Raw genomic sequence first — 23,250 nt, 5'->3', positions numbered from 1 at the left:
GGCATACCCAAACTCTAGATAAATATTCTAGTACGCTTTTGGAGATAGACCCGCTGGGCTGTTTCTGAATTGGACTCGTCAATTGGTGGTACTCCACGGTTGAAAAGTTTAAGTATTGCCGTGAGGACAGAACATTTTAAGGTCAGTCGCTGAATTAAGAATCCCCTCGGCTTCAGCCAGGGGAGTGTCAATAGACAGTAGGTTGGGCCCGTGCAACTAAACCCAAACAAAATGTTCGTAGCAATACTTTTGAAAAGTGGTATGACTAATGATTGCTGAAGCTTTCGCTTTTATGATATACAGCACTTTTGCGCTTGTTTGTAAGGTACATAGCCCTTGTAGGGACACCGCACTCCCGCCGTGTCCCTACGGGGATCGATCTTAGTTGTACTTCATAAACTTGCAATCTGCTATATTTTTGTGAACCCGCCCCGACAAAATTTATGACTCGACGATCGAACTGCTAACTAATGACTCATGACTAATAACTAATGACTAATTCAGCCGCATAAATATTGTAGCTTTGCGAATTCCTGTTATTTCTCCGGTACTGGTGACGGTGAGCGATCGCAAGTGGTCGAACAATGGTCTTGCCGAAAGTTCAATTAACCTCAACAGCGGGATTTGTTTTTCCCAAATTGCCCTGCTGGAGGGCCAGTCTAAATAAAAATAGCCGTCGTTAGATGGCGGTAGCGGTTCGATGCTGGTTTGAAAATCTTGATTGGCAACTAAAGAGCCTGTTTCGGCTGCTTTGAGTGCTGCGTCCATCGCTTCTACTGAGGTGGTGAAAATTTCGTATTTACCAACCGTGGCTCGGACTCCTTTTGCCTCGGTTTCGATCGCACTTTTTCTATTATTTTCTGTACCATAATTCTGGTTAGTTGTCAACTGCGTCCAAGCGGTAATTTTCTGGTTTCTGAGAGTGAAGCTGCCGATGCTGTATTCTTTGCTGCGGGCAATTTCATCGAGTTTGTCGATCGCCTGTTGGGAATCGGCAGATTTTTCGGCGGCAAAAATCCAGTCAGCACGATTTGACGAATTCGGAAGCACTGCTAAAGCGTATTCTCCTTGTACCCAGTTAAATATATCCTGCGGCAGGTTGACTCCCCAACCTTGCTGAATATCTGCCAGGGTGCGATCGACTAATTTTGAGACTTCTGCATTGCTGGACACCGCCGATGACAAATCACCCCAAAAATTCCTTAAATCGGTGCTGGCGACGGCGAAAGGACTGGCTGAGGGAATGTACTGCAAGGCTTGCACAGGTTCGGAGAGTGTTGGAGAAGCTGTGTTTTCTCGCGATGTCACTAAAGCAGTTTGAGCCAGCAATCCCCGTCGGTTGACTCCGACAGCAACTGCGAGGGAATTAAGAGAAACTGGGGGATTTTGCTCGGTTGCTGATTGCGGGAGATTAACAAATGCTAAAGCTATTCTGCCTTGAGTTAACTGCTGGAAAGCTTTTTGATAGTTAGGACTATTGTTGAGATTTAGGTTGGCTGCTTCAACATTGTTAATTGCATCTCGAATCACATTTGGGCTGTTGGCAAATAAAACAAAACTGGGGTTATTTCCTGAATCAGAACTGCCGCCGATTGCCGCTGTTGCGAAGCTGGGCGGCAAACTTGAAATCGGCAGAGAAAGCGGGTTGAAAGGCGAAATTGCAGCGGATTTTGGGTTAGCTGTAAATGATTTTTTGTAAGTTAGTTGGATGCCTTTATAGAGTTCCGACTGCACTGTTTTATCGATCCGAGATTGTTTTCGCCAGTAGGAGTCGAGAAATTGTTGGCTGCGATCGGCATTTTGGGAGGAAACGGCCAGCAAAAACCCGGTTTGTTGGTCGTTTTTGCTGTCGCGATCGAAATCTATATCTGTGACGGCGAGGGTAATTTCGTCACCTATCCAAGGTTGGATATCTCGACTGTAATTCAGGCCTGTATTTGCGAGGAGGCTTTTTTTGATTTGCTCGAATTCAGCGTGCGATCGACTTCTTTCTTCGGGAGACGCAAAGACTTGCCGCAGGGCTTCGAGGCGATCGGGATTTACCAGCATTGAAGCTAACAAAGGTGCTTGTTTCGAGACAAACACAGCCGCAGCCGGAGTAGTTGTCGGCCCGCCGGCGAGCAAATTCAGGGGAGTTTGAGTTGTCAGCCAGTAAAAACCACCGGCACTCAGGGCTAAAAGTGCCAACACCCCAGCAATGAGGAAAGAAAAGAACGATCGCAACTTCATCGGCAAATGACAAATTACCACAGTCTCTTATTATACACCCAGAACCCGGACTTGTTTAAAAAGTCCGGGTTCAAGCCACATTATTAATTTTCAACTCGCTCGTTGTGACAATCTAGTTGTCAGATTGTCCAGCGATAATTCAGGCAATTCTGACAGCAGTAATGATAACTTTTCTGGAGATAAGGCGAGCAAATTGGGGATGAGATTAACCGGGAGTTCTGCTGATGGTGCTGAAGCGCTGAAACGGTTGTTTAAAACACTTGCTGCTAGCACATTGTGGACTGGTTGGCGATCGGTTTGTGCGATCGGCAGCATAGACAATTGTACTAACAACATCGTAAACTCGGCAGTAGGCAGAGCCGAGATCGGGCGCACAAAAGTGAGAGTTAGGGGGTCTAGCTCCCCAAATCTTACCTGCAAGAAATTCTCTAAAATCAACCGCTGTCCTTGTTCTCTTCCTTGTTCAATTCCTTGTTCTCTTCCTTGCTCAAGACCTTGTACAATACCTTGTACAAGACCTTGTTCTCGTGCTTCTTGTAAATGTTGTTGAAAAAGGGGTACGATCGCCATAACTAACTCCTGATCTTCATCATCCCCTGCGGGATTAGTTGGTGTATTCGCTTGCAAATTTTCCTGCAAGGTGTAAAGTAATTGTAGCGCATTAGCTCGGAGCGGATCGTTGACGGAAAATGCTGTTAATTCTGCGATCGCCCCTTGCTGCACCCTGCCCCTACCCAACATCCGCAACCACATAGTCTCTGGAGTCTTCGGTAGCTGGTGAATGGCGATTAAGCCAACTCTCCAAACCTCCGATAAAAAATAAACTCCCCTCCCCCAGCCCTCAGACTCTTCGGGAGTCCGAAAACCAAAACTATTTAATAAAGCTTCCGAAGCAGTGGGAGTGAGAATCCACAACATCAACATCGGCAATTGTCTTTCATCGAAACGTTGATTTTCTCGATTAGCCCGCCGCCCCAGTTCTGCCCTACTATTTAATAACTTAACAACACAGCTAAAAATTCCCTCAGCAGTCACAGGATTGCGAAACGGTTCAATTATCGCCGCTGTCGCAGCCATTTTACCTAACAAACCCAAACTTTGGACATATTCGCCCTCAAAAGAAGTCGGTTGAAACCAAACATCAATTTCTCTAACTTCAGCAGTGACATTTTTGCTCGTTTCTACTTCTCCAAGAGGCGACAATAACTCTTGCAGGTATTCTTTCGCAAACTGATCGTGGGGAAACTTAGTCATCCGATTTTAAATGGTATATTTTAGATTTTAGATTGGAGAATCAGCTTGTTTACCAAGGCACTCCTCGCGCATCGGAAAAATCTGCATCGAGAACCGCCCCCGCATCGAATACAGCATCAGTCAAATCAGCCTTTCTAAACGAAGTTACCGACAATTTTTCTATTTCCTCAACAGCGATAAAAAAGCCGATCGCAGTTAACCCAAGAATTACCCCAGAAACCAAAAATAAGACAATTCCCCTGATAGTATCTCCGCCAAAAAATGTCACAATACCGCTAGCCCCGATCGCAGCAGCAGCCCCAGCCACAGCCCCCGCCACAATTCCCGCCTCGCCCCGAGTCGCAGCAATCGCCGTAGCAGCCGTTCCGGCCACAGCCACAGCCCCCGCATCCGCCCCGCCAATCAGTCCAGTCAAAGCCCCAGCCGCCGTCACTGTCACCGCCGTTACCCCAGCCCTAGCAATCAAATTTCTCACCCGCCTGCGGCTTTGTCCGGTTCTGACACCCTGAAAATTTGCCCCCCTCAAAATCGCCCCGGTGAAATTGCAGCCTCGAATGTCGGAACCGCTGAAATTCGCGCCTGACAAGTCAAGCCCTTTAAAAGAACGGTTCCGCAAGTTTTGGTTAGCAAAATTGAGATTTCGAGGTAAAGTCATTCGATTTTAGATTTTAGATTTTAGATTTTAAATTAGCAAACCAAAAGCTTGGGATTATAGATTTTAGATTATAGATTGTAGATTAAGCAACCGCAGGGCATTTAGAATATAGCCTGTGGTTTATAACGAGTTTCCATGTCTCCCATCTCCGAATCCCCATTTTCCCCCGAACAAATTGCCGGTGAAAGACTCACACCTGAAGAATATGAAGAAATCGTTCAGCGTCTCGGTCGCCATCCTAATAAAGCTGAATTGGGAATGTTCGGCGTCATGTGGAGCGAACACTGCTGTTACAAAAATTCGCGGCCGCTATTAAAACAGTTTCCCACAGAGGGCGATCGAATTCTCGTCGGGCCCGGAGAAAATGCCGGCGTTGTAGACTTGGGATACGGCTTGCAACTCGCCTTCAAAATTGAATCGCACAACCACCCGTCAGCAGTCGAACCCTTCCAAGGTGCGGCAACCGGTGTCGGCGGGATTCTCCGCGATATCTTCACAATGGGTGCTCGCCCGATCGCACTTTTAAATTCCCTGCGTTTTGGCAACTTAGACGACGCTAAAACTCAGAGATTGTTCAAAGGCGTAGTATCGGGAATTTCCCATTATGGAAATTGCATCGGCGTGCCCACAGTTGGCGGCGAAGTTTACTTCGACCCCGCCTATTCCGGCAACCCATTAGTTAACGTCATGGCCTTGGGTTTAATGGAAACTCAAGAAATCGTCAAATCCGGGGCATCCGGCATCGGAAATCCCGTGCTTTATGTCGGTTCCACTACTGGCAGAGATGGCATGGGAGGAGCAAGTTTTGCCAGTGCAGAATTGACCGACAAATCAATGGACGATCGCCCCGCAGTCCAAGTAGGAGATCCGTTTTTAGAAAAATCCTTAATTGAAGCTTGTTTAGAAGCATTCAAAACCGGTGCAGTCGTCGCCGCCCAAGACATGGGTGCGGCCGGAATCACCTGTTCCACATCAGAAATGGCAGCCAAAGGCGGCGTCGGCATTGAATTCGATTTAGACAAAGTTCCCGTTCGAGAAAGCGGTATGGTTCCCTACGAATACCTGCTTTCGGAATCCCAAGAACGGATGTTGTTTGTTGCCCAAAAAGGACGCGAACAAGAATTAATCGATATTTTCCACAGATGGGGATTGCACGCGGTAGTAGCGGGGACAGTTATCGAAAAGCCGATCGTCCGAATTCTCTTTAAAGGCGAAATCGCTGCCGAAATTACCGCAACTGCTTTGGCAGATAACACGCCAATTTATCACCGAGAACTATTGACAGAGCCGCCAGAATATGCTAAAAAAGCATGGGAATGGACGGCGGATTCGCTGCCGCAATCCACAGTTACAGGTATCGAAATTAACGGTAATTTCCAAACTTGGAATCAGATTTTGCTGACGCTTTTAGATACTCCCACCATCGCTTCTAAACGCTGGGTTTATCGCCAATATGACCATCAAGTGCAAAACAATACTGTTGTTTTGCCGGGAGGCGCTGATGCTGCGGTTATCAGATTGCGTCCGCTAGAACCCTGCCAATCTTCCCTTGGTAATGGGCTAGAAGTACACCCCCTTGCTAAGGGGGATCTACTGAGAGGAAATGCTGTTTCTCTAGCTTCCGAAAGCAAACAAGAAGAAGAGGTAATTCCTCTATTTACAAAGGCACAAGGTAGGGAAACTCCAAAACTTTCTCCCCCCCTTAGCAAGAAGGAAGCGCCCCTGGGGATGATTCCTGGAGTTGCTGCAACGGTTGATTGCAATTCTCGTTATGTTTATCTCGATCCTTATGAAGGTGCAAAAGCAGTCGTAGCGGAAGCAGCGAGAAATTTAAGCTGTGTGGGGGCTGAACCTCTGGCAGTTACGGATAATTTGAATTTTGGCAGTCCCGAAAAGCCGATCGGATATTGGCAGTTAGCGTCAGCTTGTCGCGGGATTGCTGAGGCTTGTCGGGAGTTGGGAACGCCTGTTACTGGTGGCAATGTTTCTCTTTACAATGAAACGGTTGATGCTGAGGGAAATCCTCAACCAATTTATCCGACTCCAGTAATCGGAATGGTGGGGTTAATTCCCGATTTGAAGAAGATTGCTGGCCAAGCTTGGCTAAAGAAAGGTGATTTAATTTATGTGCTGGGAATGGGGCGGCACGACACGGATGATGACACTGATACACGGATAAATTTGGGTGAATCTTCGTTATCTGAAAATTCCCAAACGCACGACGACACGGATGATGACACTAATACACGGATAAATTTGGGTGAATCTTTGTTATCTGAAAGCTCAAAAATCGCAAGTTCTCCTACTTTGGGAGGTTCGGAATATTTAGCGGCAATTCACGGGATTGTAGCTGGGAAACCGCCCAGGATAGATTTTGAGTTGGAAAGAAAAGTGCAATCGGTTTGTCGCGATGGAATTCGGCAAGGTTGGGTAGGTTCTGCCCATGATTGTGCGGAAGGTGGAATGGCGATCGCCCTCGCGGAATCTTGTATTTCTGCTAAAATGGGTGCGGAAATTCATCTCAGTTGTAATTCGGCAAATGTCAGTCGCTGGGATGAAATTTTGTTTGGTGAAATGGGCAACTGCATTGTAGTTTCAGTCGCACCGAAAAATCAAAAAATTTGGGAGTCTTACCTGCAAGAACATTTGACCAAAATGTGGCAGAAAATTGGTTTAGTTTGCTGTGCTGAATCACCTTTGCGGGTTGTGAGTGCTGACAATCAAGTGTTAATTGAGGTGGCGATGGCTGATATGGGCGATCGATTCTATAATGCGATCGAGCGTCGGATTGCATCTGTCTAATTAGCCGTAGGGTGCGTCGCATCGACAATCTGCAAATAAAAGCGACAATTTCACAGCGACGCACCACACAATAGTAAGGTGCGTCGCATTAAAAATCTGCAAATTGCCTAGAAAATTCACAGCGACGCACCCTACAAATTAGGCTAATTTTTTCAATCGGCCTATCAATCGTCGATTCAATCGCCCAGTCGATCTATACAATATAAACAATATCATTCCTAAAACAAATGATTTGCTGTATCAATCCCGACTGTCAAAAACCTGAAAACCCGGACGGACAAACATATTGCATCAGTTGTGGCCTGGAACTCGTACCCATCCTGCGAAATCGTTTCCGCACGATCGAACTCCTCGGTCAAGGTGGCTTCGGCAGAACCTATTTAGCAGAAGATATTGATAAACTAAATCAACGCTGTGTGGTTAAACAATTAGCCCCAAATGTCCAGGGAACTTGGGCGATTAACAAAGCGGTAGAATTATTTCAGCAAGAAGCCAGACAACTGCAACAGCTAGGACAACATCCCCAAATTCCATCACTAGATGCGTACTTTGAACAAGACAAATATTTGTATCTCGTACAGCAGTTTGTGGATGGAGATAATTTGTTGATGCTTTTCCACAATCAGGGAATTTGGCAAGAAAACCAAGTTAAGCAACTCTTACTCGAACTTCTACCTGTTCTCAAGTTTATTCACGAACAAAAAATTATTCACCGAGATATCAAGCCTGAGAATATTATGCGCCGTCGCAGCGACGGTTTGTTAATGCTGATTGATTTCGGAGTTTCCAAACAGTTGTCGGGAACAGTGATATCGCGACAGGGAACGCAAATTGGTTCGCATGGTTATGCACCGCTTGAACAAATGCAAGGGGGTGAAGCTTATGCAGCCAGCGATTTGTTTAGCTTGGGGGCGACGGCTTTTCATCTACTGACGGGGGTACATCCTTATGGTTTGTGGACGGAACACGGTTATAGCTGGACTGGAAATTGGCAGCAACATTTGAAAAAGCCCATTGACAAGAGATTGGAGTTGATTTTATCTAAGTTGTTGGCAAAAGATATCCAGCAGCGCTATCAATCAGCAGAGGAAGTTTTAATAGATTTTCAACGTCAGTCAATACCCAATCCCGCACCGATATCAAATCCGACAATTCCTGTGATTCCACAACACAGTTTGCCGTTACCGACTAACACAACAAGGCGAGGTTTATTGCAATTAGCGGGTTTTGCTGGGGGAGGATTTGCATTAGCTTTGCTGGGTCAAAGTTTGTTGAACAACAAATCTTCTTCAACTTCACCAAATCTTCCACCTTCATCCAACAAGGCGACCCCATCTCCTAAATCATCAGCTCAAAAATCATCTCCAAAAACTACAGCCAAAAGTTCATCGCCAAAACCATCTCCACAATCTGTAGCAGAAAGTCCATCGCCAAAACTATCTCCAAAACCATCTCCAAAACCCGCACCAGAAACTCCAAAACCTCAGCCATATTCCAATGCTTTAAAAAGCTTGACTTTTGAAACAGTGACAGTCAACTCAACGGGGCAAATTGCCAACCGCAGTCAAGGAAAAGCCCAGGCTTTTATAGAAAATATTGGGAATGGTATTACTCTAGATATGGTAGCAATTCCTGGCGGCAGTTTTGTGATGGGTTCCCCCGATACGGAAGCCGGACGAAGTAGTTATGAAGGGCCGCAGCGTACGGTGAATATCCCGGCTTTTTTTATGGGTAAATATGAGATAACTCAAGAACAATACCAAGCGGTGATGGGAAATAACCCTTCGGAGTTCAAAGGTGCGAAACTTCCTGTTGAAAAAGTAAGCTGGAATGATGCTGTGGAATTCTGCAAGCGGCTTTCTAAAAAAACAGGCAAGATTTATCGCTTACCTTCAGAAGCGGAATGGGAATATGCTTGCCGCGCCGGAACTAAAACACCTTTCTATTTTGGTGAAACAATTACCCCGGATTTAGTTAATTATAATGGCAATAATCCCTACGCTGGGGCATCGAAGGGACTTTTCCGCAAACAAACAACGGATGTCGGGAATTTTTCACCCAATGCTTTTGGACTTTATGATATGCACGGGAATGTTTGGGAATGGTGCAGCGATCCCGACAACAATCGCAACGATCGCCCGGTGCGGTGTGGCGGTTCATGGAACCACAGTGCGGTGAATTGTCGCAGTGCGTATCGTCTTAGCAATTCGGCGGGCGATCGTTTCTCGGACATCGGTTTTCGCGTGGCTGTGGTGTCCGGGTAGTAGTAGTAGTAGGGTGCGTCGCCCGAAACAATCTGCAAATCAAATCGACAATCTCGCAGCGACGCACCGCGAGAGTAAGTCAGGTGCGTCGCCATCTCAAACCTGCAAATTTTATCAAAAATCTCACAGCGACGCACCCTACAAAAACTGCGGCGCGGCGGTTCGTGGCTCAACATTCCGTGGCTTTGCCGATCGGCTATTCGCTACTACGTTGCGGCGGACAATGACTACATCAGCGTCGGTTTTCGTGTTGTGTGTGTGGCTGCGTGGGCTCCTTAGCCCTTGACATTTTTGTCCTTTTGTGCTATGCACTTCTTTTCTTTACACTTGGGTTGTCGCCTCTGACAACTCGATTTATTTTCAATTAAATAAATGTTGAGACTGCTAATTTATCGCCCACATTCCGCACCTCCCACTGGCACATAATACATCTTGTAATTATATTATAGTGACAGAAGCAATGAATTTAGCATCTCAGCAGTTGCCTGATTTAACGGCAAAAAATAAGTCAGAAGCACTAGAAACTATAGCAGACAGGGGCTTTGTCTTCAAAACTAAAACAGAGGGTGGATATGAAACATTCGAGCATCCTGATGGCAGTTTAATTCATATTAGACCCGCTGGTGAAATTGTCCGAACCGGGCCTAAAATAAAAAACGATCGCGGTAAAAGTTACCGCCCCCGATACGACCAGTTTGGCAATCATATTCAATTCATGCCAGGTTCAAACACCCACAGTACCGGAGAAAATATAATTATATGACTCTTACAGCCGATCGCCCTTTAAAACATTTTTGCATAGAAGACTTGAAAAGTGCCGACCTCGCAGGCATTACCCTAATCCCCCAACCTTTAACCTTGCGCTTAGACTTTACATTCGGAACCGGGATTTATGACACTTCCATCGAATTCTATCAACTCGTTCATCAGGTAATCTCTCAACCAGTCAACTCCGACTCCGAAGAGTCTTGTTTCTGGGTGGGTAACGCAGAATTAAGACAATTGACAGAAGATAAGAGTCAAATTTTATCTACTTTGTCCTATCCTTTTCAAAATCAAGCAGGTTTGGTTGAGACAGGTTCGTCGCCCCTTTTCTACTTTCGACTGGAAGGGGATATTTGTATCGAAGTAGTTTGCGGTAGTTACAAAATTTTTCAAGAATTGGAATCGGCGGTTTAAACCGCGTCTACACCAACGAAAACGTGATGGTGCGCGGGTTGAATCAGTAGGGTGCGTCGCCATCTACAATCTCCAAGTAAGATCCCAAATCTTATAGCGACGCACCTACAAAATACGACATTACTTAATACTCGATCGCGCCCAAGATGACTTTATATGGGACTTTACATGGCCGCACAGATTCCCATGATGGTATAGTAGGTCAATTACCTGAAAAAGTCAAGCTCGATCGCCCTTAAATCCTAATATTTGAAAAAGCCCATCAAGCAAGTTTATAATTTATTTTCTATTGCACGATCGCCGATCTCTTCAGTCTCGCGTTGCGCGGACTTCGTTTGACAATCGCTGCATCCCTCGCCACATCCCTCGACAAATCCCTCGCCCGTCCTTAATCAAGGTTAGTATAGGATGTGGGGGCGATCGATACTACAATGCCATTAAACGCCCCATCGCTTCTGTCTGAAATGCTACACGAGTTGAAAATAATGACAGATCCGTGGCAAGATTAAGGGAATGTTAAGTTATGCGACGCTTTCGCAAACAAGATTTCCCGCTGAAACTGTCCCCCTAACCCACCATCCCCATTAGGAACCCACCCATCTATGATTCCCAACCATTCCTTCGCGGCTGACGAGCATTCTAGCAAACCCGACAAGCCCGAGGAAGCTTGTGGCGTTTTCGGTATCTACGCACCGGGTGAAGATGTCGCCAAATTGACCTACTTCGGTTTGTATGCTTTGCAGCACCGCGGTCAGGAATCAGCAGGGATTGCTACCTTTGACGGTAACAAAGTACACCTGCACAAAGATATGGGACTGGTTTCCCAAGTCTTCAACGAATCGAGTTTAGGTCACTTGCCCGGTAACTTAGCCGTAGGCCACACTCGCTACTCTACTACCGGCTCGTCGCGCGCGGTCAACGCTCAGCCTGTGGTTGTCGAAACTCGTTTGGGAAGTCTGGCTTTAGCACATAACGGGAATCTTGTCAATACAAAACAATTGCGAGAAGAATTGCTGTCTCGGAAGTGCGAGTTTGTCAGCACGACGGATTCAGAGGCGATCGCGGTGGCGATCGGTTCCGAGGTAGACAAGGGCAAAGACTGGCTAGAAGGAGCGATCAGTGCCTTTGGTATGTGCCAAGGAGCCTTTAGTTTGACGATCGCCACCCCCCAAGGCGTGATGGGAGTCCGAGACCCGCACGGCGTCCGACCGCTGGTAATTGGCATCCTTCCCACAACTCCGGTACGATACGTTTTAGCATCGGAAACTTGCGGCTTGGATATAATCGGTGCTGAATTTTTGCGGGACGTAGAACCGGGAGAATTAGTTTGGATTACAGAGGAAGGTATGGCTTCCTTCCACTGGAGTCAGCAGCAGAAGCGGAAACTTTGCATCTTTGAAATGATCTATTTTGCTCGGCCAGACAGCCAGATGGAAGGTGAAAGTTTGTACAGCTACCGACTGCGGATCGGGCGTTTGTTGGCAGCAGAATCTCCGGCTGATGCTGATATAGTCATCGGCGTTCCCGATTCTGGAATCCCGGCGGCGATCGGCTTTTCTCAAGCTTCCGGCATTCCTTACGCCGAAGGATTGATTAAAAACCGCTACGTCGGGCGCACTTTTATTCAACCGACTCAGACAATGCGGGAGTCAGGAATTCGCATGAAACTCAACCCTCTCAAAGATGTGTTGGAAGGAAAGCGAGTAATTATTATCGACGATTCGATCGTGCGCGGCACTACCAGCCGCAAAATCGTCAAAGCCTTGCGGGATGCGGGCGCAACCGCAGTTCACATGAGAATTTCCTCGCCGCCGGTGACACATCCTTGTTTCTACGGGATCGACACCGACAATCAAGATCAGTTGATTGCTGCTACTAAGTCAGTCGCAGAAATCGGCGCCCAAATTGGGGTAGATTCTTTGGCTTTCTTGAGTTGGGATGGAATGCTGAAGGCGACTAACGAAGACCCGATGAGTTTTTGTTCGGCCTGTTTCACCGGTGATTATCCGATCGACGTTCCAGAAGTGGTAAAACGGTCTAAGCTCATATTAGAAAAGGCTGCCACCTAGAAAATCAAAAAGCGAGAAAGCGATCGCCCATCACTTTCCGCGATTTAGGGATTTTAAAAATTTTCTGGTAAGTCATTGCCAGAATGTGTGTAGAAATGTTACATTAACTTAGCTTTAGCAATTCTTGCAGAATTTGTGAACTGTAGTGAACAATCGGTTGGGTAGAACTTGCGTGAAACCCAACACTCCGATTTGAGATTTGAGATTTGTGCTTGAATCTAAAATCGATGGGTTTTTCCCTACACTGTCGTTCACAATTCCTGCTCGAAACGCTGTATGCTACTTGCAGACTGGAGGTAGTTCCTCCAGATTTCCAGTCTCAGATTGAAGTCGCATTTCGCACCAACAACGGGCACATGAGATTTTTTCAGATAACAGGGTCGATCGCACTAAATTTTCCCACACAAGTATTCCACAAGCCAACTTGCTTGAGAATCGAGGACGGGCTGTTCATGCGAACTAAAGAACTTTAGGAACCCTTGCAAAGTAAAAAACATGGCTCCTTGCGGGCCGAAAGTGACTGTTAAAAGGCGGAATGCGGTTTCTCAAGTCACCTTAAATCGGAAACTTCGTGCAATCAAATACTGTTCTCAATCACCCGATCGATCGAGGCTCGTCCTCTCGTACAGCAGAGTTACCTTTTACTCTTCAAGATATCAAGGCAGCCATTCCAGCCCACTGTTTTGAACCCTCGCCCTGGAAATCTCTGGCTTACTTCTTTTTAGATATTGGCATCATCGCAGGTTTGTATGCGATCGCCTATACCCTCGATTCCTGGCTTTTTTACCCAATCTTTTGGTTGATGCAGGGAACCATGTTTTGGGCATTGTTTGTAGTCGGCCACGACTGCGGGCACGGTTCATTTTCTAAGAGCAAATGGCTCAACAACCTGATCGGACACCTCTCCCACGCTCCAATTCTCGTGCCCTTCCACGGTTGGCGGATCAGTCACAGAACCCACCACGCCAATACAGGCAGCTTAGATAACGATGAAAGCTGGTATCCCGTGTCGGAGAGTCATTACGAACAAATGCGCTGGTACGAAAAGCTGGGACGCTTCTATTTGATGTTATTTGCCTACCCAATTTATCTGTTTCGCGGATCGGGCGATCGGGTAAGTTCTCACTTCATGCCCGGTAACCCGCTTTTCCGTCCTTCCGAAAAATGGGATGTGTTGACGAGTTCCGCATCCTTGGTACTGATGGTAGGCTTTTTAGGCGCGCTAACCTATCAGTTTGGTTGGCTGTTTTTGCTGAAATTCTACTTAGTTCCCTACGTCGTGTTCGTGATGTGGTTGGATTTGGTAACATTTATGCACCACACAGAAGCCGATATTCCTTGGTATCGCGGTAATGATTGGTATTTCTTGAAAGGTGCATTGTCTACGATCGATCGCGACTACGGAATCATCAATTCCATCCATCACGACATCGGTACTCACGTAGCCCACCACATTTTCTCGACCATGCCGCACTATCACTTGAAGGAAGCAACGGAAGCCATCAAGCCAGTATTGGGCGATTATTATCGCAAGTCAACCGATCCAATTTGGAAGAGCTTTATTCGCTCTTACTGGGATTGTCATTTTGTCTCCGATACAGGCTCTAAAGTGTACTACGAATCGCCTCGCAGCCGGCGATCTGCTGAAGTTAAGTAGCTTAAATAAACAATAGAATATGCAAAAACCCGGCTTCTTAAAGAAACCGGGTTTTTCATTATTTTTGCGCGTGTTTCATCAGATGTTCCACATCTGGAGGGGTGACAAGCCGCCCCAAACCCAGAGGTCTCTTCTTTGTGGAACAGGCATCTTGCCTGTCCCGAAAAAATATATCAGCCACTGCTTTTTACCCCAAACATCCGGGATAGCCGACAGTTTTTTAATTTAAGGCTGCGATTTTTCCAAAGCTTGTATTACTACTTCAGCCTTTGCAGTCCAACCAATAATACCGCCTTGGGCGCGAATCATATCGATCGCGCTCTGTTTAAACTGTGGAAAGTAGCTAGCTGTAGCATCCTCAACGAGTAAACATTCAAACCCCCGATCGTTAGCCTCGCGCATAGTTGTTTGAACGCAAACCTCAGTCGTGACTCCAGTAAAAATTAGGTGAGTAATCGCTTTTTCACGGAGTATTAATTCCAAATTAGTGTGATAAAAAGCGCCCTTACCTGGTTTATTAATTACTATTTCATCAGGCTTAGGTGTCAATTCTGAGATAATTGAATTGCCCGGTTCACCCAAAATTAAAATTCGTCCCATTGGGCCTCGATCGCCAATTTTCAGTTTACTTTGACCCCGCTTTTGCTTAGATGGAGGACAATCAGAAAGGTCGGGTTGATGACCTTCAATAGTGTGAACAATCGGGAGATGGCGATCGCGAAATACCTCTAACAACTGCTTTACCGTTGGCACGATCGCCTGTAGTTGGCTGACATCATTGCCTAAAGCTTCACCAAATCCCCCAAGCTCCAAAAAATCTCGCTGCATATCGATGATAACCAAAGCCACACCGCCAGATACTGGCAGTTCATAATCATAAGGTTGGGCAGATATTAAGACCATAGCGATATCGGTTTTTCCCAAATTACTAGAACTATGCAACCAGCTTGACTGACTACACTGTGGTTACTGTTAGGCAGGTTAATGACAAAGGTTCCGGCTTGGTGTTCGCCATTCTGGTCAGTTTGCGATCCACTGAGTACATAAATATGTTCAAAACCAGTATGCGTGTGCCTTGGGACACTCGCTCCCGGCTCATACCGCAGTAGAGCAGCAGCCGATCCACTTTCGTTATCACCATAAAGTCGGTAGATTTCCACCCCATCGCGAAATGGTTGCCAAGCCAACTCATTCTGCCACGCCGCGATATTAGGTAAATCCTTAAGGAGCAAAGTTTGCTTCAGTAATTCAGTCATTCGATTTTAGATTTGAGATTTGAGATTTTGGAGGCGACCCCACGGATAAATGCGGGGGCTTGAGGATTTTAGATTTGAGATTTTGGATTGATTCCACGGATAAATCACGTGGCGGGTACCATCAAGAAATTATTGGTCAAAGGTATTCCAAAATTGATTAGTGTCCTGCCATACTCTTACCGATTTGAACAAAATCTGCATCTGCGATCGCACTTTCATAAGTAAAATTCCCGCCACTGATTACCAAAACCCGATCGGACAATTTCAGCAGTTCATCCAAATCTTCGCTCACCAGCAACACAGCTACCCCTCGGTTGCGAGCCTCAACAATCTGACCGTGAATGTACTCCACAGCAGCAAAATCAAGACCAAAGCAAGGATTCGCGGCAATTAGTAACTTAATATGTTCGGCGGAGAGTTCCCGCGCTAGCACTGTGCGCTGTACATTTCCCCCCGACAGATTGCCTATAGGGGTATCTGGCGAAGGCGTTTTAATTTTGAAAGTATTAATTAAGCTCTTAGCCGCCTGCCTAATTTCTTTCAGGATCAGTAAGATACTTGCTTTAGCTTGAGGAGGGCGGTCAAACGTCCGCAGGGCTAAATTTTCTGCCACACTCATGTGTGGTACGCAAGCATTGTGAAGGGGTTCTTCTGGTAGTGCAAAAACCTGATGTTTAAACATTTCGGCTCGTGTTGCCGTATAAACTTCGCCATTGACCAGCACATCTCCACCTGTAGCAGAACGCTGACCTGCCAACACCTCCACCAGTTCCCGCTGACCGTTGCCTGAGATACCTGCAATCCCAACAATTTCGCCGCTGTGAACTGTCAGGTTTACTCCTGTCAATACCTCCATACCGTTGTCTTTATTGGCATGAAGGTCTTTAACTTCAAGGACAGGAATAGTCGTTGGGGGGGCTGTCTTTTCAACTTGTTTTGGCTCGCGCCTTTCACCCATCATCATTTCCGACATATCCGAGACAGTCAGATCCTTTACCAAACCCTGACCTGCAAACTTCCCTTTACGCAGCACCGTGATGCTATCGCAAAACGCCATCACTTCCCGGAATTTGTGGCTGATAATTAACACGCTTAATCTTCCGGCAGTAACTTCTGCGCGCAGTAAACCTAAAACCTCATCGGCTTCCTGCGGAGTAAGCACAGAAGTGGGTTCGTCCAGAATCAAGATCCGACTCTGAAGATATATCTGTTTGAGAATTTCTAGCTTTTGTTTTTCCCCCGCAGCTAATTGAAAGATCGGGGTATCTAGAGGAACTTGGAAAGGAGCAGTTTTCATAAAAGCCTTTAACAGCTCGTACTCGGCTTTCCAGTTAATCAAATTGGGGCTATCAAAGCGGGACAAAACCAGATTTTCCGCTACAGTCATCGCAGGCACAGAGGTAAAGTGCTGGTAAACCATGCCAATGCCGTACTTATGAGCGTCGCGAGGACTTGCGATCGCACTTTCCTGTCCATCAATCAAGACTTTGCCGGAAGTAGGAGTATAGAAACCCATCACACATTTAACCAGGGTACTTTTGCCGGCTCCGTTCTCACCCAGCAAAGCATGAAACGTCCCTGATTTCAACGTCATTGAGACGCTATCAAGAGCAGTCATGGTGCCAAACCGCTTAGTCATGTTAACCACCTTTAGTTCTGGTGGTTGAAGAATGTTTTGAGTTTGGGATTTTGAGTTGTGAGTTTCCAGTGCTGATTTTCGATCTATAGAATCAGTTACTTCCGTCATGTTTTTGTCTCCCCTGTAAAGTTTCCAGCTTATCGGCTACTTATGAGATTTAAACTTTTAGTTAGAGCGCAGGGCTCATTTCAATCTTTGAAGTATTAATCTCACCTCTGGTAATATCTGCCTTCTTATCTGCGTTCATCTGCGTTAATCTGTTTTTATCTGCGGTTAAAATTTAACCCCTGATTCCTACAGATAAATTTTCACATCACTCTTACACTACCCATGCAACCCGACACTATCTAACTTAACTTTTTCCTCAAAATTCATCATTTAAAGCTTTGATAAATGCTTCTGAATCAGCAACAGTTCCAAACACTCCTCCCTGCATCTGGATCATCTTAAGTGCCGCCAGATGGTTGCCATAATCTGTTGCGCCCGTACAGTCAGACAAAAGCAAACATTCATAACCGCGATCGTTTGCATCTCGCATTGTGGTATGCACGCAGACATCGGTTGTAATGCCAGCCAAGACAATATTTTGAATGCCTTTGCGTTTCAGTAACAGGTCTAGATCCGTAGCATAAAACGAACCTTTTCCCGGCTTGTCAATCACTGCTTCTCCAGGCAAAGGCGCGAGTTCTGGAATGATTTCCCACCCTGCTTCACCTCGAACTAAAATTCTGCCGCAGGGGCCGGGATCGCCAATTCCGGCGTTAATTTGGCGCGATCGCCACTGCTTGTTTTCTGGTAAATCTGCCAAGTCGGGGCGGTGTCCTTCGCGGGTGTGCATGATATGGAAGTGCTTCGCCCGCGCGACTTCTAAGACTCGCTCGATCGGCTCAATAGGAGCGCGAGTCAGTGACAAATCGTAGCCCATCTTATCAACATATCCACCAATGCCGCAGAAATCAATTTGCATATCAATTATCAGCAACACCGTATTTTCTGGCCGCAAATCGCCATTGTAAGGATAAGGATATGGTTCAGCTTCTACAAAACGTCCCATGTTGATCTTCCTTGCGATAAATTCCTGTTTTACGTGTTAGTTCCTAAAGATCCAGGCGCGCCTGTCAAAGTTCGTTTCGGCGAACAAGTAATAATCATGATCGCCAGCGTCAGGATGTAGGGCGAAGCATTGAATAAGTAGTAATAGGAATCTACTCCTACTGATTGCAAAGCGGGGCCGATCGCCTGCGCTCCCCCAAAGAGCAACGAGGCGTATAAGCACTGAACTGGATTCCAACGGGCGAAAATTACCAGCGCTACCGCCATTAGTCCTTGACCGCTAGAGATGCGTTCTGTCCAACTACCGGGATAGTAAAGAGATAAATAAGCACCACCAATTCCAGCTAAGAAACTGCCTGCGATAATGCAGAGCATCCGAACTTTATTAATGGAGATTCCCATTGCTTTTGCAGCATCGGGACTATCCCCAACTGCACGAATAAATAACCCCCAGCGAGTTGATTTAAAAAACCACTGCATTAAAGGGGCGATCGCTACACCTAACAAAAATAGGGGACAAATTTGTAGCGCTGATTGCACCGGAGGCAGATGACTCCAAGCACCCAGAGGTAAACTAGGCAACTGGGGGGCACTTGGTTGAATAAAAGGTTTGCCAAAAAAGAAAGCAATGCCGCTACCAAAAATAATCATGGCGATGCCTACGGCAACGTCGTTTACTTTTGGTTGTACGCACAGCCAAGCGTGGATACAACCTAGTACCATGCCAGCTATACCAGCGGCTAAAACACCTAACCAAGGCGATCCAGTCAGATAAGAAATAGCATAGGCACTCATCGCACCCGTTAACAGTGTCCCTTCTAATCCCAAATTAATCTTGCCGCTTTTTTCAGTCAGGCATTCGCCCAAACTTACGAACAGAAACGGAGCGCTACCCCGCAAAGTTCCTGCTAAAATACCTAAAGGTACTCCCCACCAACCTAATACTTCTGCTGCCATTGTGGACTCCTCCGATTTGAGATTTTGGCTTAACGTATTGCTTAGTTAGACAGTGGCTACTGATGGCTGCTCGCTAGAAGGTGGCTGCTGAGGGCGATCGGTTGACCGTTCTTTGAAAAATGGCAAACGTCCGTAGAGCGATTCGCTAAACAGAACTACCAAAAAGACCAACCCTTGGAACACTAAAACCGTTGCATCCGGCAGTCCGTGTGCCCGTTGCAAGATGCCGCCACTAGCAAGAATGCCGCCAAGCAGAATTGCCACAATAGTGGCAGCAAGAGGGTTGTGTCGAGCAATGAATGCGACTAAGATACCGCTGTAGCCATAGTTAGCATTAAGTGATTCGTTAGCTCGACCGTGCACGGCGGCGACTTCCACCATGCCTGCCAAACCCGCACAAGAGCCAGCTAGGAAACAGATTGCCATTGTCAACTTGCCTACAGGAAGTCCGGCAATTCGAGCAGCGCGGATGTTACCTCCTGCGGTTCTAGCTGCAAAGCCAAAGGTAGTGCGCTGGATCAGGAAGTAGGCGATCGCACAAGCCACCAACCCATAAATTAGACCGTAGTGAACGCGGGTTCCTGGAATATTTCCCAACATATTCACATCAGGAATCGGGTAACTAGAAATTTTATTGACGCTGCTGGGGTCGCGCATCACGCCGCCGACTAAATGATTCAGCAGGGCGATCGCAATATAGTTCAACAACAAGCTGCTAATTGTCTCATTCACTGCCCGGTAATAGCGCAAAGCTCCCACTGCACCAATCCACACACCTCCACAGACAATTCCTGCGATCGCCATTGCAATTTGAACTAACGTCGGCGGTGCAGAAGATAAAGCCAGTCCAGCGGCTACAGCCCCCAGACCCCCAACTACTAAAGCGCCTTCGTTGCCGATAATCATTAACCCCAAACGGGCAGGCAAAGCCGTGCACAAGGAACTCAACATCAACGGTGCAGCCCTGATCAGGGTGTTTTGGAAGGAATGCCAACTGCCAAACGCTGCTTTGTAGATTGAGGCATAGACACCAAAGGGATTAGATCCCGCTGCCGCACAAAAAATTCCAAACAATGCCAATGAGAAGACGATGGCGGCGATCGGGATACAAACCGCTTCCAAAGTTGTACGCCAGTTTTGACGGTTAATCATCTTTCTTCCCCCTTGGAAACCCCCACCATATCTGTACCCAGATTGGTGGTGGGAGGAAAAGGGGGGCGGGGTCTAGGCAACATAAGCGTAGCCATCCTTTTTGTGAATGTGTATGCAGTATTTGTGACTAATTCCTTGAACTAGCCCATCGGTTGTTGAGATGTTGAAACTTCCAGTGGCACGAGTAGCTACTCGACCCACGTAAGTCCCAACCTTCTTCCCAGAGGTAACATTGGCTTTTACAATGTCACCTGTCTGAAAACCTTTGTGGAATTTGGTTCGAGAACAATAACGAACTGGAAAACCAAACTTGTCTGTGCGGCATTGCTGACGGGTTCCATGCCCTTTAGCTGCAATCAGTAAGGGCTTGACGACCTTTGTGATTAACCGTTCTGGAGTAGATGCTCCCACGCAAGCCGCGTCCCAGTAATGCGTCTTGTCTAAACCTCGAATCGTGCGGTTGTACTTTGTGCGACCCCCTGTGCCAACTTCAACAGGTAAGCCTGTTTTTTTGAGGTTTTCGTACAGATTCCATCGGGTCGCATTAACGGCTGCCGTATCAGCCAAGGGTTTTTTAGCTTGTGCCAAGATTCGTTTGAGCAAGTCAGGTTTACCTTTGAGAAAGTCTTTGATATCCTGATTACCCTTTTTCTGATTACAAGGGACACAGGCTAAACACAGGTTGCTGACTCGGTTTGAACCTCCTTTTGACCGAGGTTGAATATGTTCAATCTCAAGTCGGGTGTCTTTTACACCGCAGTAAGCACAAGTTCTGTTCAACTTGGAAAGAAGAAACTCACGAATTTCGTATCCGGCTAAAGTTCCTTGTTGATAACCAACCCCGCTAATTTCGGAGCTTTCCATCTGTTGTGTGTCAAATCTGACCAATTCTTGAGAAATGGCAGTAATTCGACACAGTGCAGATAGTCGTTTAACCCAAGTCAAAATATTAGCAACGCGACTGTTTAAAGAGGGTGGTAGCCAACCCTTTAGTCTAGTGCGGTTGAGAAAGCGTGGTTTGCGATATCGCGTCTTACGGTTACGGCGTGACCGTCGTAATTGACGGCGTGAAGTTAAAGCATCCCGAATTTGGAAGCCACGATGTTGTAGTTCAGCTATCCAAACAACTTCGCCTGTGGTCTCGTTGACCAGCGCTATTCCAGTGGTTTTGGCACCCGGATCGATCTTTATTTGGAGTGGTTCAACTTGAGAATTTAACACCTCCTCTTTCAGTATTAGTGTGAAGGGATAGCGGCGAAGTACAGCAGCTTTCCCTTGAGCTAACAGCATTCTCGCTCTACCTGGATGAATAGGATTGAGAGGCTGTTTGTTGGTGTCCAGAACGAAAACTTTACTCACGAGTGAGTCTCCTTGCGGGTAATGTTAGCCTTGACAATGTTTTAGAAGTTTGTCGCGTCAACGACACTGACTTCGACCCGATATGTCTGTTTAATCGTTGACCACAGAGCTACAGACTGGCTTCGTATCCGTAGGTGTGATGGCTTCTAAAACGAAGTACACAAGGTACTTAGTCGGGTAAACTCTGGGCTTCTCTTAAAAGCCCCCGCTAGATTCGGTACTCCGAATTAGCGGCGGGTAGTTTACCAGAATAAAAGATGAATTACTAAGAAAATAATCAGTGTTGAATTAAAAACTTCCTTGTATAGCGGTTGCCGACAGGCGTGAAATACTTTCTTAGCGAAAGGAAGGGGTTTGTAGGGGCAAACCTGCTCGCCCCTACTAAGCTAATCAGCGTTTAAGTTGTCCGCTAGACAATTTTGAATTGAATGCACATCAGCTAATTAACTCGTAACTTTGCCGATGACGCCTGATGCCAGCCAATTCATCTTTTCTAGTTCTGCGTCTTGCTGCTTGTAATCCTTACCTTGAGCAATCACAACTTTCCCGGTGTTATCTTTTATTTCCCCCTTATAAATGACCATGCTGCCATCTTGAAACTTACTCTTAGCAGCATCAGCATCCTTTTTCGCTTCTGCCGTTACGGCGCTACCGTAGGGCGACAGCTTCAAAAAACCATCCTTCAAACCACCGCGTACTAAATGGGGAATGCCTCCGTTCATTAGCGTCTTGCCAGCATTAAGCATTTCAGCATACTTAGAATAGACATTCGTCCAGTCCCACTCCGCACCTGTTAAATATCCTTTGGGCGCAAGTTGGGCTTGACTCGCATGGTAGCCAGTACAGAAAATGCCTCGTTTCTCAGCCGTTTCCATCACTACTTTGGGGCTATCTACGTGACAGGTAATTACATCAATACCCTGGTCAGCCATACTATTAGCAGCATCAGCTTCTTTAACAGGCAAAGACCAATCTCCTGTAAAAATCACCTGAGTTGTAACTTCTGGCTTAATGCTACGTGCCCCCAAGGTAAAGCTATTGATATTGCGTAATACTTGCGGTATGGGTTTAGCAGCAATAAATCCTAATTTTCCGGTTTTGGAAGCGTGGGCGGCAACAATGCCTGCTACGTACTCACCCTCATCTATGTAGCCAAAATAGCTGCCAACGTTATTTGGATGTTTACCTTCTTGATAAAGTCCACCGCAGTGGAAGAATTGTACCTCCGGGTAATCCTTTGCCAGTTTCAGAATATGCGGGTCAAAGTACCCGAAGGACGTAGGGAACAGCACCGTTGCCCCATCCTGTTCGATCATGTTCCTCATGGTTTCTTGTACCGCCGTAGTTTCAGGAACATTTGCTTCCTCTACGGTTTTTACCCAGGCTAATTTTGAAACCCCAGCGTTCCCTTCGGCTTGGGCTTGATTGTAGCCGTAGTCATCTTTGGGGCCAACATAAATAAATCCCATCACAATTGGCTTATCTTTGCCAGCCGAGTTTGCTTGAACCTCTTTAGCAGGAGTACATCCAGTCCAAAGGCGCGATGTGACTGCAAACGCTGTAGTAGATAAAATCCCGCGAATTACTTGACGCCGAGGTATAAACAATGACTTTTTGGTACTCATTCTCTATGTTCTCACTAAAAGTCTTTAAGAGGAATTCCTAGCTAAGCTTTAACGCTTATACTTGCTGGTAATTGCTATATCTTCACGCTAAATTTCTCAG

General features: G+C 46.4%; 17 protein-coding genes. 6 read left to right on the top strand and 11 right to left on the bottom strand.

All coding sequences use genetic code 11. From position 1 onward, the window contains the following. Window positions 1–495 precede the first annotated feature (495 nt). The 3 genes from QUB70_RS17765 to QUB70_RS17755 form a co-directional block, all read right to left on the bottom strand. Window positions 496–2,250, bottom strand: a complete 1,755-nt coding sequence (locus QUB70_RS17765; RefSeq protein ID WP_332982317.1) for a DUF3352 domain-containing protein — start codon at window positions 2,248–2,250, stop codon at window positions 496–498. Between the two features lie 69 nt (window positions 2,251–2,319). Beyond that, entirely contained in the window at window positions 2,320–3,483 is a 1,164-nt protein-coding gene (locus QUB70_RS17760; RefSeq protein WP_332982315.1) for a flagellar assembly protein H, read from the bottom strand. Window positions 3,484–3,532: 49 nt separating this feature from the next. Beyond that, window positions 3,533–4,138 (bottom strand): pentapeptide repeat-containing protein, encoded by a 606-nt coding sequence (locus tag QUB70_RS17755; RefSeq protein ID WP_332982313.1) that lies wholly within the window; start codon window positions 4,136–4,138, stop codon window positions 3,533–3,535. 135 nt (window positions 4,139–4,273) lie between these two features. Between QUB70_RS17755 and purL the strand changes: the two genes are divergently transcribed. From purL to QUB70_RS17725, 6 genes are all read left to right on the top strand, one after another. Then, window positions 4,274–6,940 (top strand): phosphoribosylformylglycinamidine synthase subunit PurL, encoded by a 2,667-nt coding sequence (purL, locus tag QUB70_RS17750; RefSeq protein ID WP_332982311.1) that lies wholly within the window; start codon window positions 4,274–4,276, stop codon window positions 6,938–6,940. Between the two features lie 227 nt (window positions 6,941–7,167). Then, entirely contained in the window at window positions 7,168–9,204 is a 2,037-nt protein-coding gene (locus QUB70_RS17745; RefSeq protein WP_332982310.1) for a bifunctional serine/threonine-protein kinase/formylglycine-generating enzyme family protein, read from the top strand. 460 nt (window positions 9,205–9,664) lie between these two features. After that, window positions 9,665–9,967 carry a hypothetical protein gene (locus QUB70_RS17740; RefSeq protein WP_332982307.1) on the top strand — a complete coding sequence of 101 codons (303 nt, stop codon included), beginning with the start codon at window positions 9,665–9,667 and terminating at the stop codon, window positions 9,965–9,967. Then, complete coding sequence (locus QUB70_RS17735; RefSeq protein ID WP_332982305.1) at window positions 9,964–10,383, top strand: hypothetical protein; 420 nt, start codon at window positions 9,964–9,966, stop codon at window positions 10,381–10,383. Before QUB70_RS17740 ends, QUB70_RS17735 begins: the two co-directional genes overlap by 4 nt. A 602-nt stretch (window positions 10,384–10,985) precedes the next feature. Next, the gene (gene purF, locus QUB70_RS17730; protein ID WP_332982304.1) at window positions 10,986–12,452 is read left to right on the top strand and encodes an amidophosphoribosyltransferase; all 1,467 of its coding nucleotides are present in this window, start codon (window positions 10,986–10,988) and stop codon (window positions 12,450–12,452) included. Window positions 12,453–13,023: 571 nt separating this feature from the next. Next, window positions 13,024–14,109 carry a DUF3474 domain-containing protein gene (locus tag QUB70_RS17725; protein ID WP_332982303.1) on the top strand — a complete coding sequence of 362 codons (1,086 nt, stop codon included), beginning with the start codon at window positions 13,024–13,026 and terminating at the stop codon, window positions 14,107–14,109. 225 nt (window positions 14,110–14,334) lie between these two features. On the opposite strand, the gene QUB70_RS17720 is transcribed toward QUB70_RS17725, so the two are convergent. From QUB70_RS17720 to QUB70_RS17685, 8 genes are all read right to left on the bottom strand, one after another. Beyond that, window positions 14,335–15,012, bottom strand: coding sequence for a cysteine hydrolase family protein (locus QUB70_RS17720; RefSeq protein WP_332982300.1), 678 nt, complete (start codon window positions 15,010–15,012; stop codon window positions 14,335–14,337). Beyond that, window positions 15,003–15,365 (bottom strand): cupin domain-containing protein, encoded by a 363-nt coding sequence (locus QUB70_RS17715; RefSeq protein ID WP_332982298.1) that lies wholly within the window; start codon window positions 15,363–15,365, stop codon window positions 15,003–15,005. The genes QUB70_RS17720 and QUB70_RS17715 overlap by 10 nt, the downstream gene beginning before the upstream one ends. 157 nt (window positions 15,366–15,522) lie before the next feature. After that, on the bottom strand, window positions 15,523–17,112 hold the full coding sequence (locus QUB70_RS17710) for an ABC transporter ATP-binding protein (protein ID WP_332982296.1): 1,590 nt from the start codon (window positions 17,110–17,112) through the stop codon (window positions 15,523–15,525). A gap of 256 nt (window positions 17,113–17,368) precedes the next feature. Next, window positions 17,369–18,058: a biuret amidohydrolase gene (gene biuH, locus QUB70_RS17705; protein WP_332982294.1), complete on the bottom strand. Its 690-nt coding sequence runs from the start codon at window positions 18,056–18,058 to the stop codon at window positions 17,369–17,371. Between the two features lie 29 nt (window positions 18,059–18,087). Next, window positions 18,088–19,014: an ABC transporter permease gene (locus QUB70_RS17700; protein ID WP_332982292.1), complete on the bottom strand. Its 927-nt coding sequence runs from the start codon at window positions 19,012–19,014 to the stop codon at window positions 18,088–18,090. Window positions 19,015–19,059: 45 nt separating this feature from the next. Then, window positions 19,060–20,166 (bottom strand): ABC transporter permease, encoded by a 1,107-nt coding sequence (locus tag QUB70_RS17695; RefSeq protein ID WP_332982291.1) that lies wholly within the window; start codon window positions 20,164–20,166, stop codon window positions 19,060–19,062. Between the two features lie 72 nt (window positions 20,167–20,238). Further along, window positions 20,239–21,525: an RNA-guided endonuclease IscB gene (gene iscB, locus QUB70_RS17690; RefSeq protein ID WP_332982288.1), complete on the bottom strand. Its 1,287-nt coding sequence runs from the start codon at window positions 21,523–21,525 to the stop codon at window positions 20,239–20,241. 443 nt (window positions 21,526–21,968) lie between these two features. Then, a complete protein-coding gene (locus tag QUB70_RS17685) occupies window positions 21,969–23,150 on the bottom strand; it encodes a BMP family ABC transporter substrate-binding protein (protein ID WP_332982287.1) in 1,182 nt (393 codons plus the stop codon). Window positions 23,151–23,250 lie beyond the last annotated feature (100 nt).

It is taken from the genome of Microcoleus sp. A003_D6, assembly GCF_036702825.1.
In the GTDB taxonomy this organism is placed as follows: domain Bacteria; phylum Cyanobacteriota; class Cyanobacteriia; order Cyanobacteriales; family Microcoleaceae; genus Microcoleus.
The sequence above is the reverse complement of the archived record's forward strand: the minus strand, read 5'-3'. Positions and strand labels throughout refer to the sequence as shown.

What these genes read in the sequence shown, in the direction of transcription:
- QUB70_RS17760 (WP_332982315.1), bottom strand. Translation starts at nt 3,483, where the DNA reads ATGACTAAGTTTCCCCACGATCAGTTTGCGAAAGAATACCTGCAAGAG.
- QUB70_RS17755 (WP_332982313.1), bottom strand. Translation starts at nt 4,138, where the DNA reads ATGACTTTACCTCGAAATCTCAATTTTGCTAACCAAAACTTGCGGAAC.
- purL (WP_332982311.1), top strand. Translation starts at nt 4,274, where the DNA reads ATGTCTCCCATCTCCGAATCCCCATTTTCCCCCGAACAAATTGCCGGT.
- QUB70_RS17745 (WP_332982310.1), top strand. Translation starts at nt 7,168, where the DNA reads ATGATTTGCTGTATCAATCCCGACTGTCAAAAACCTGAAAACCCGGAC.
- QUB70_RS17740 (WP_332982307.1), top strand. Translation starts at nt 9,665, where the DNA reads ATGAATTTAGCATCTCAGCAGTTGCCTGATTTAACGGCAAAAAATAAG.
- QUB70_RS17735 (WP_332982305.1), top strand. Translation starts at nt 9,964, where the DNA reads ATGACTCTTACAGCCGATCGCCCTTTAAAACATTTTTGCATAGAAGAC.
- purF (WP_332982304.1), top strand. Translation starts at nt 10,986, where the DNA reads ATGATTCCCAACCATTCCTTCGCGGCTGACGAGCATTCTAGCAAACCC.
- QUB70_RS17720 (WP_332982300.1), bottom strand. Translation starts at nt 15,012, where the DNA reads ATGGTCTTAATATCTGCCCAACCTTATGATTATGAACTGCCAGTATCT.
- QUB70_RS17715 (WP_332982298.1), bottom strand. Translation starts at nt 15,365, where the DNA reads ATGACTGAATTACTGAAGCAAACTTTGCTCCTTAAGGATTTACCTAAT.
- QUB70_RS17710 (WP_332982296.1), bottom strand. Translation starts at nt 17,112, where the DNA reads ATGACGGAAGTAACTGATTCTATAGATCGAAAATCAGCACTGGAAACT.
- biuH (WP_332982294.1), bottom strand. Translation starts at nt 18,058, where the DNA reads ATGGGACGTTTTGTAGAAGCTGAACCATATCCTTATCCTTACAATGGC.
- QUB70_RS17700 (WP_332982292.1), bottom strand. Translation starts at nt 19,014, where the DNA reads ATGGCAGCAGAAGTATTAGGTTGGTGGGGAGTACCTTTAGGTATTTTA.
- QUB70_RS17695 (WP_332982291.1), bottom strand. Translation starts at nt 20,166, where the DNA reads ATGATTAACCGTCAAAACTGGCGTACAACTTTGGAAGCGGTTTGTATC.
- QUB70_RS17685 (WP_332982287.1), bottom strand. Translation starts at nt 23,150, where the DNA reads ATGAGTACCAAAAAGTCATTGTTTATACCTCGGCGTCAAGTAATTCGC.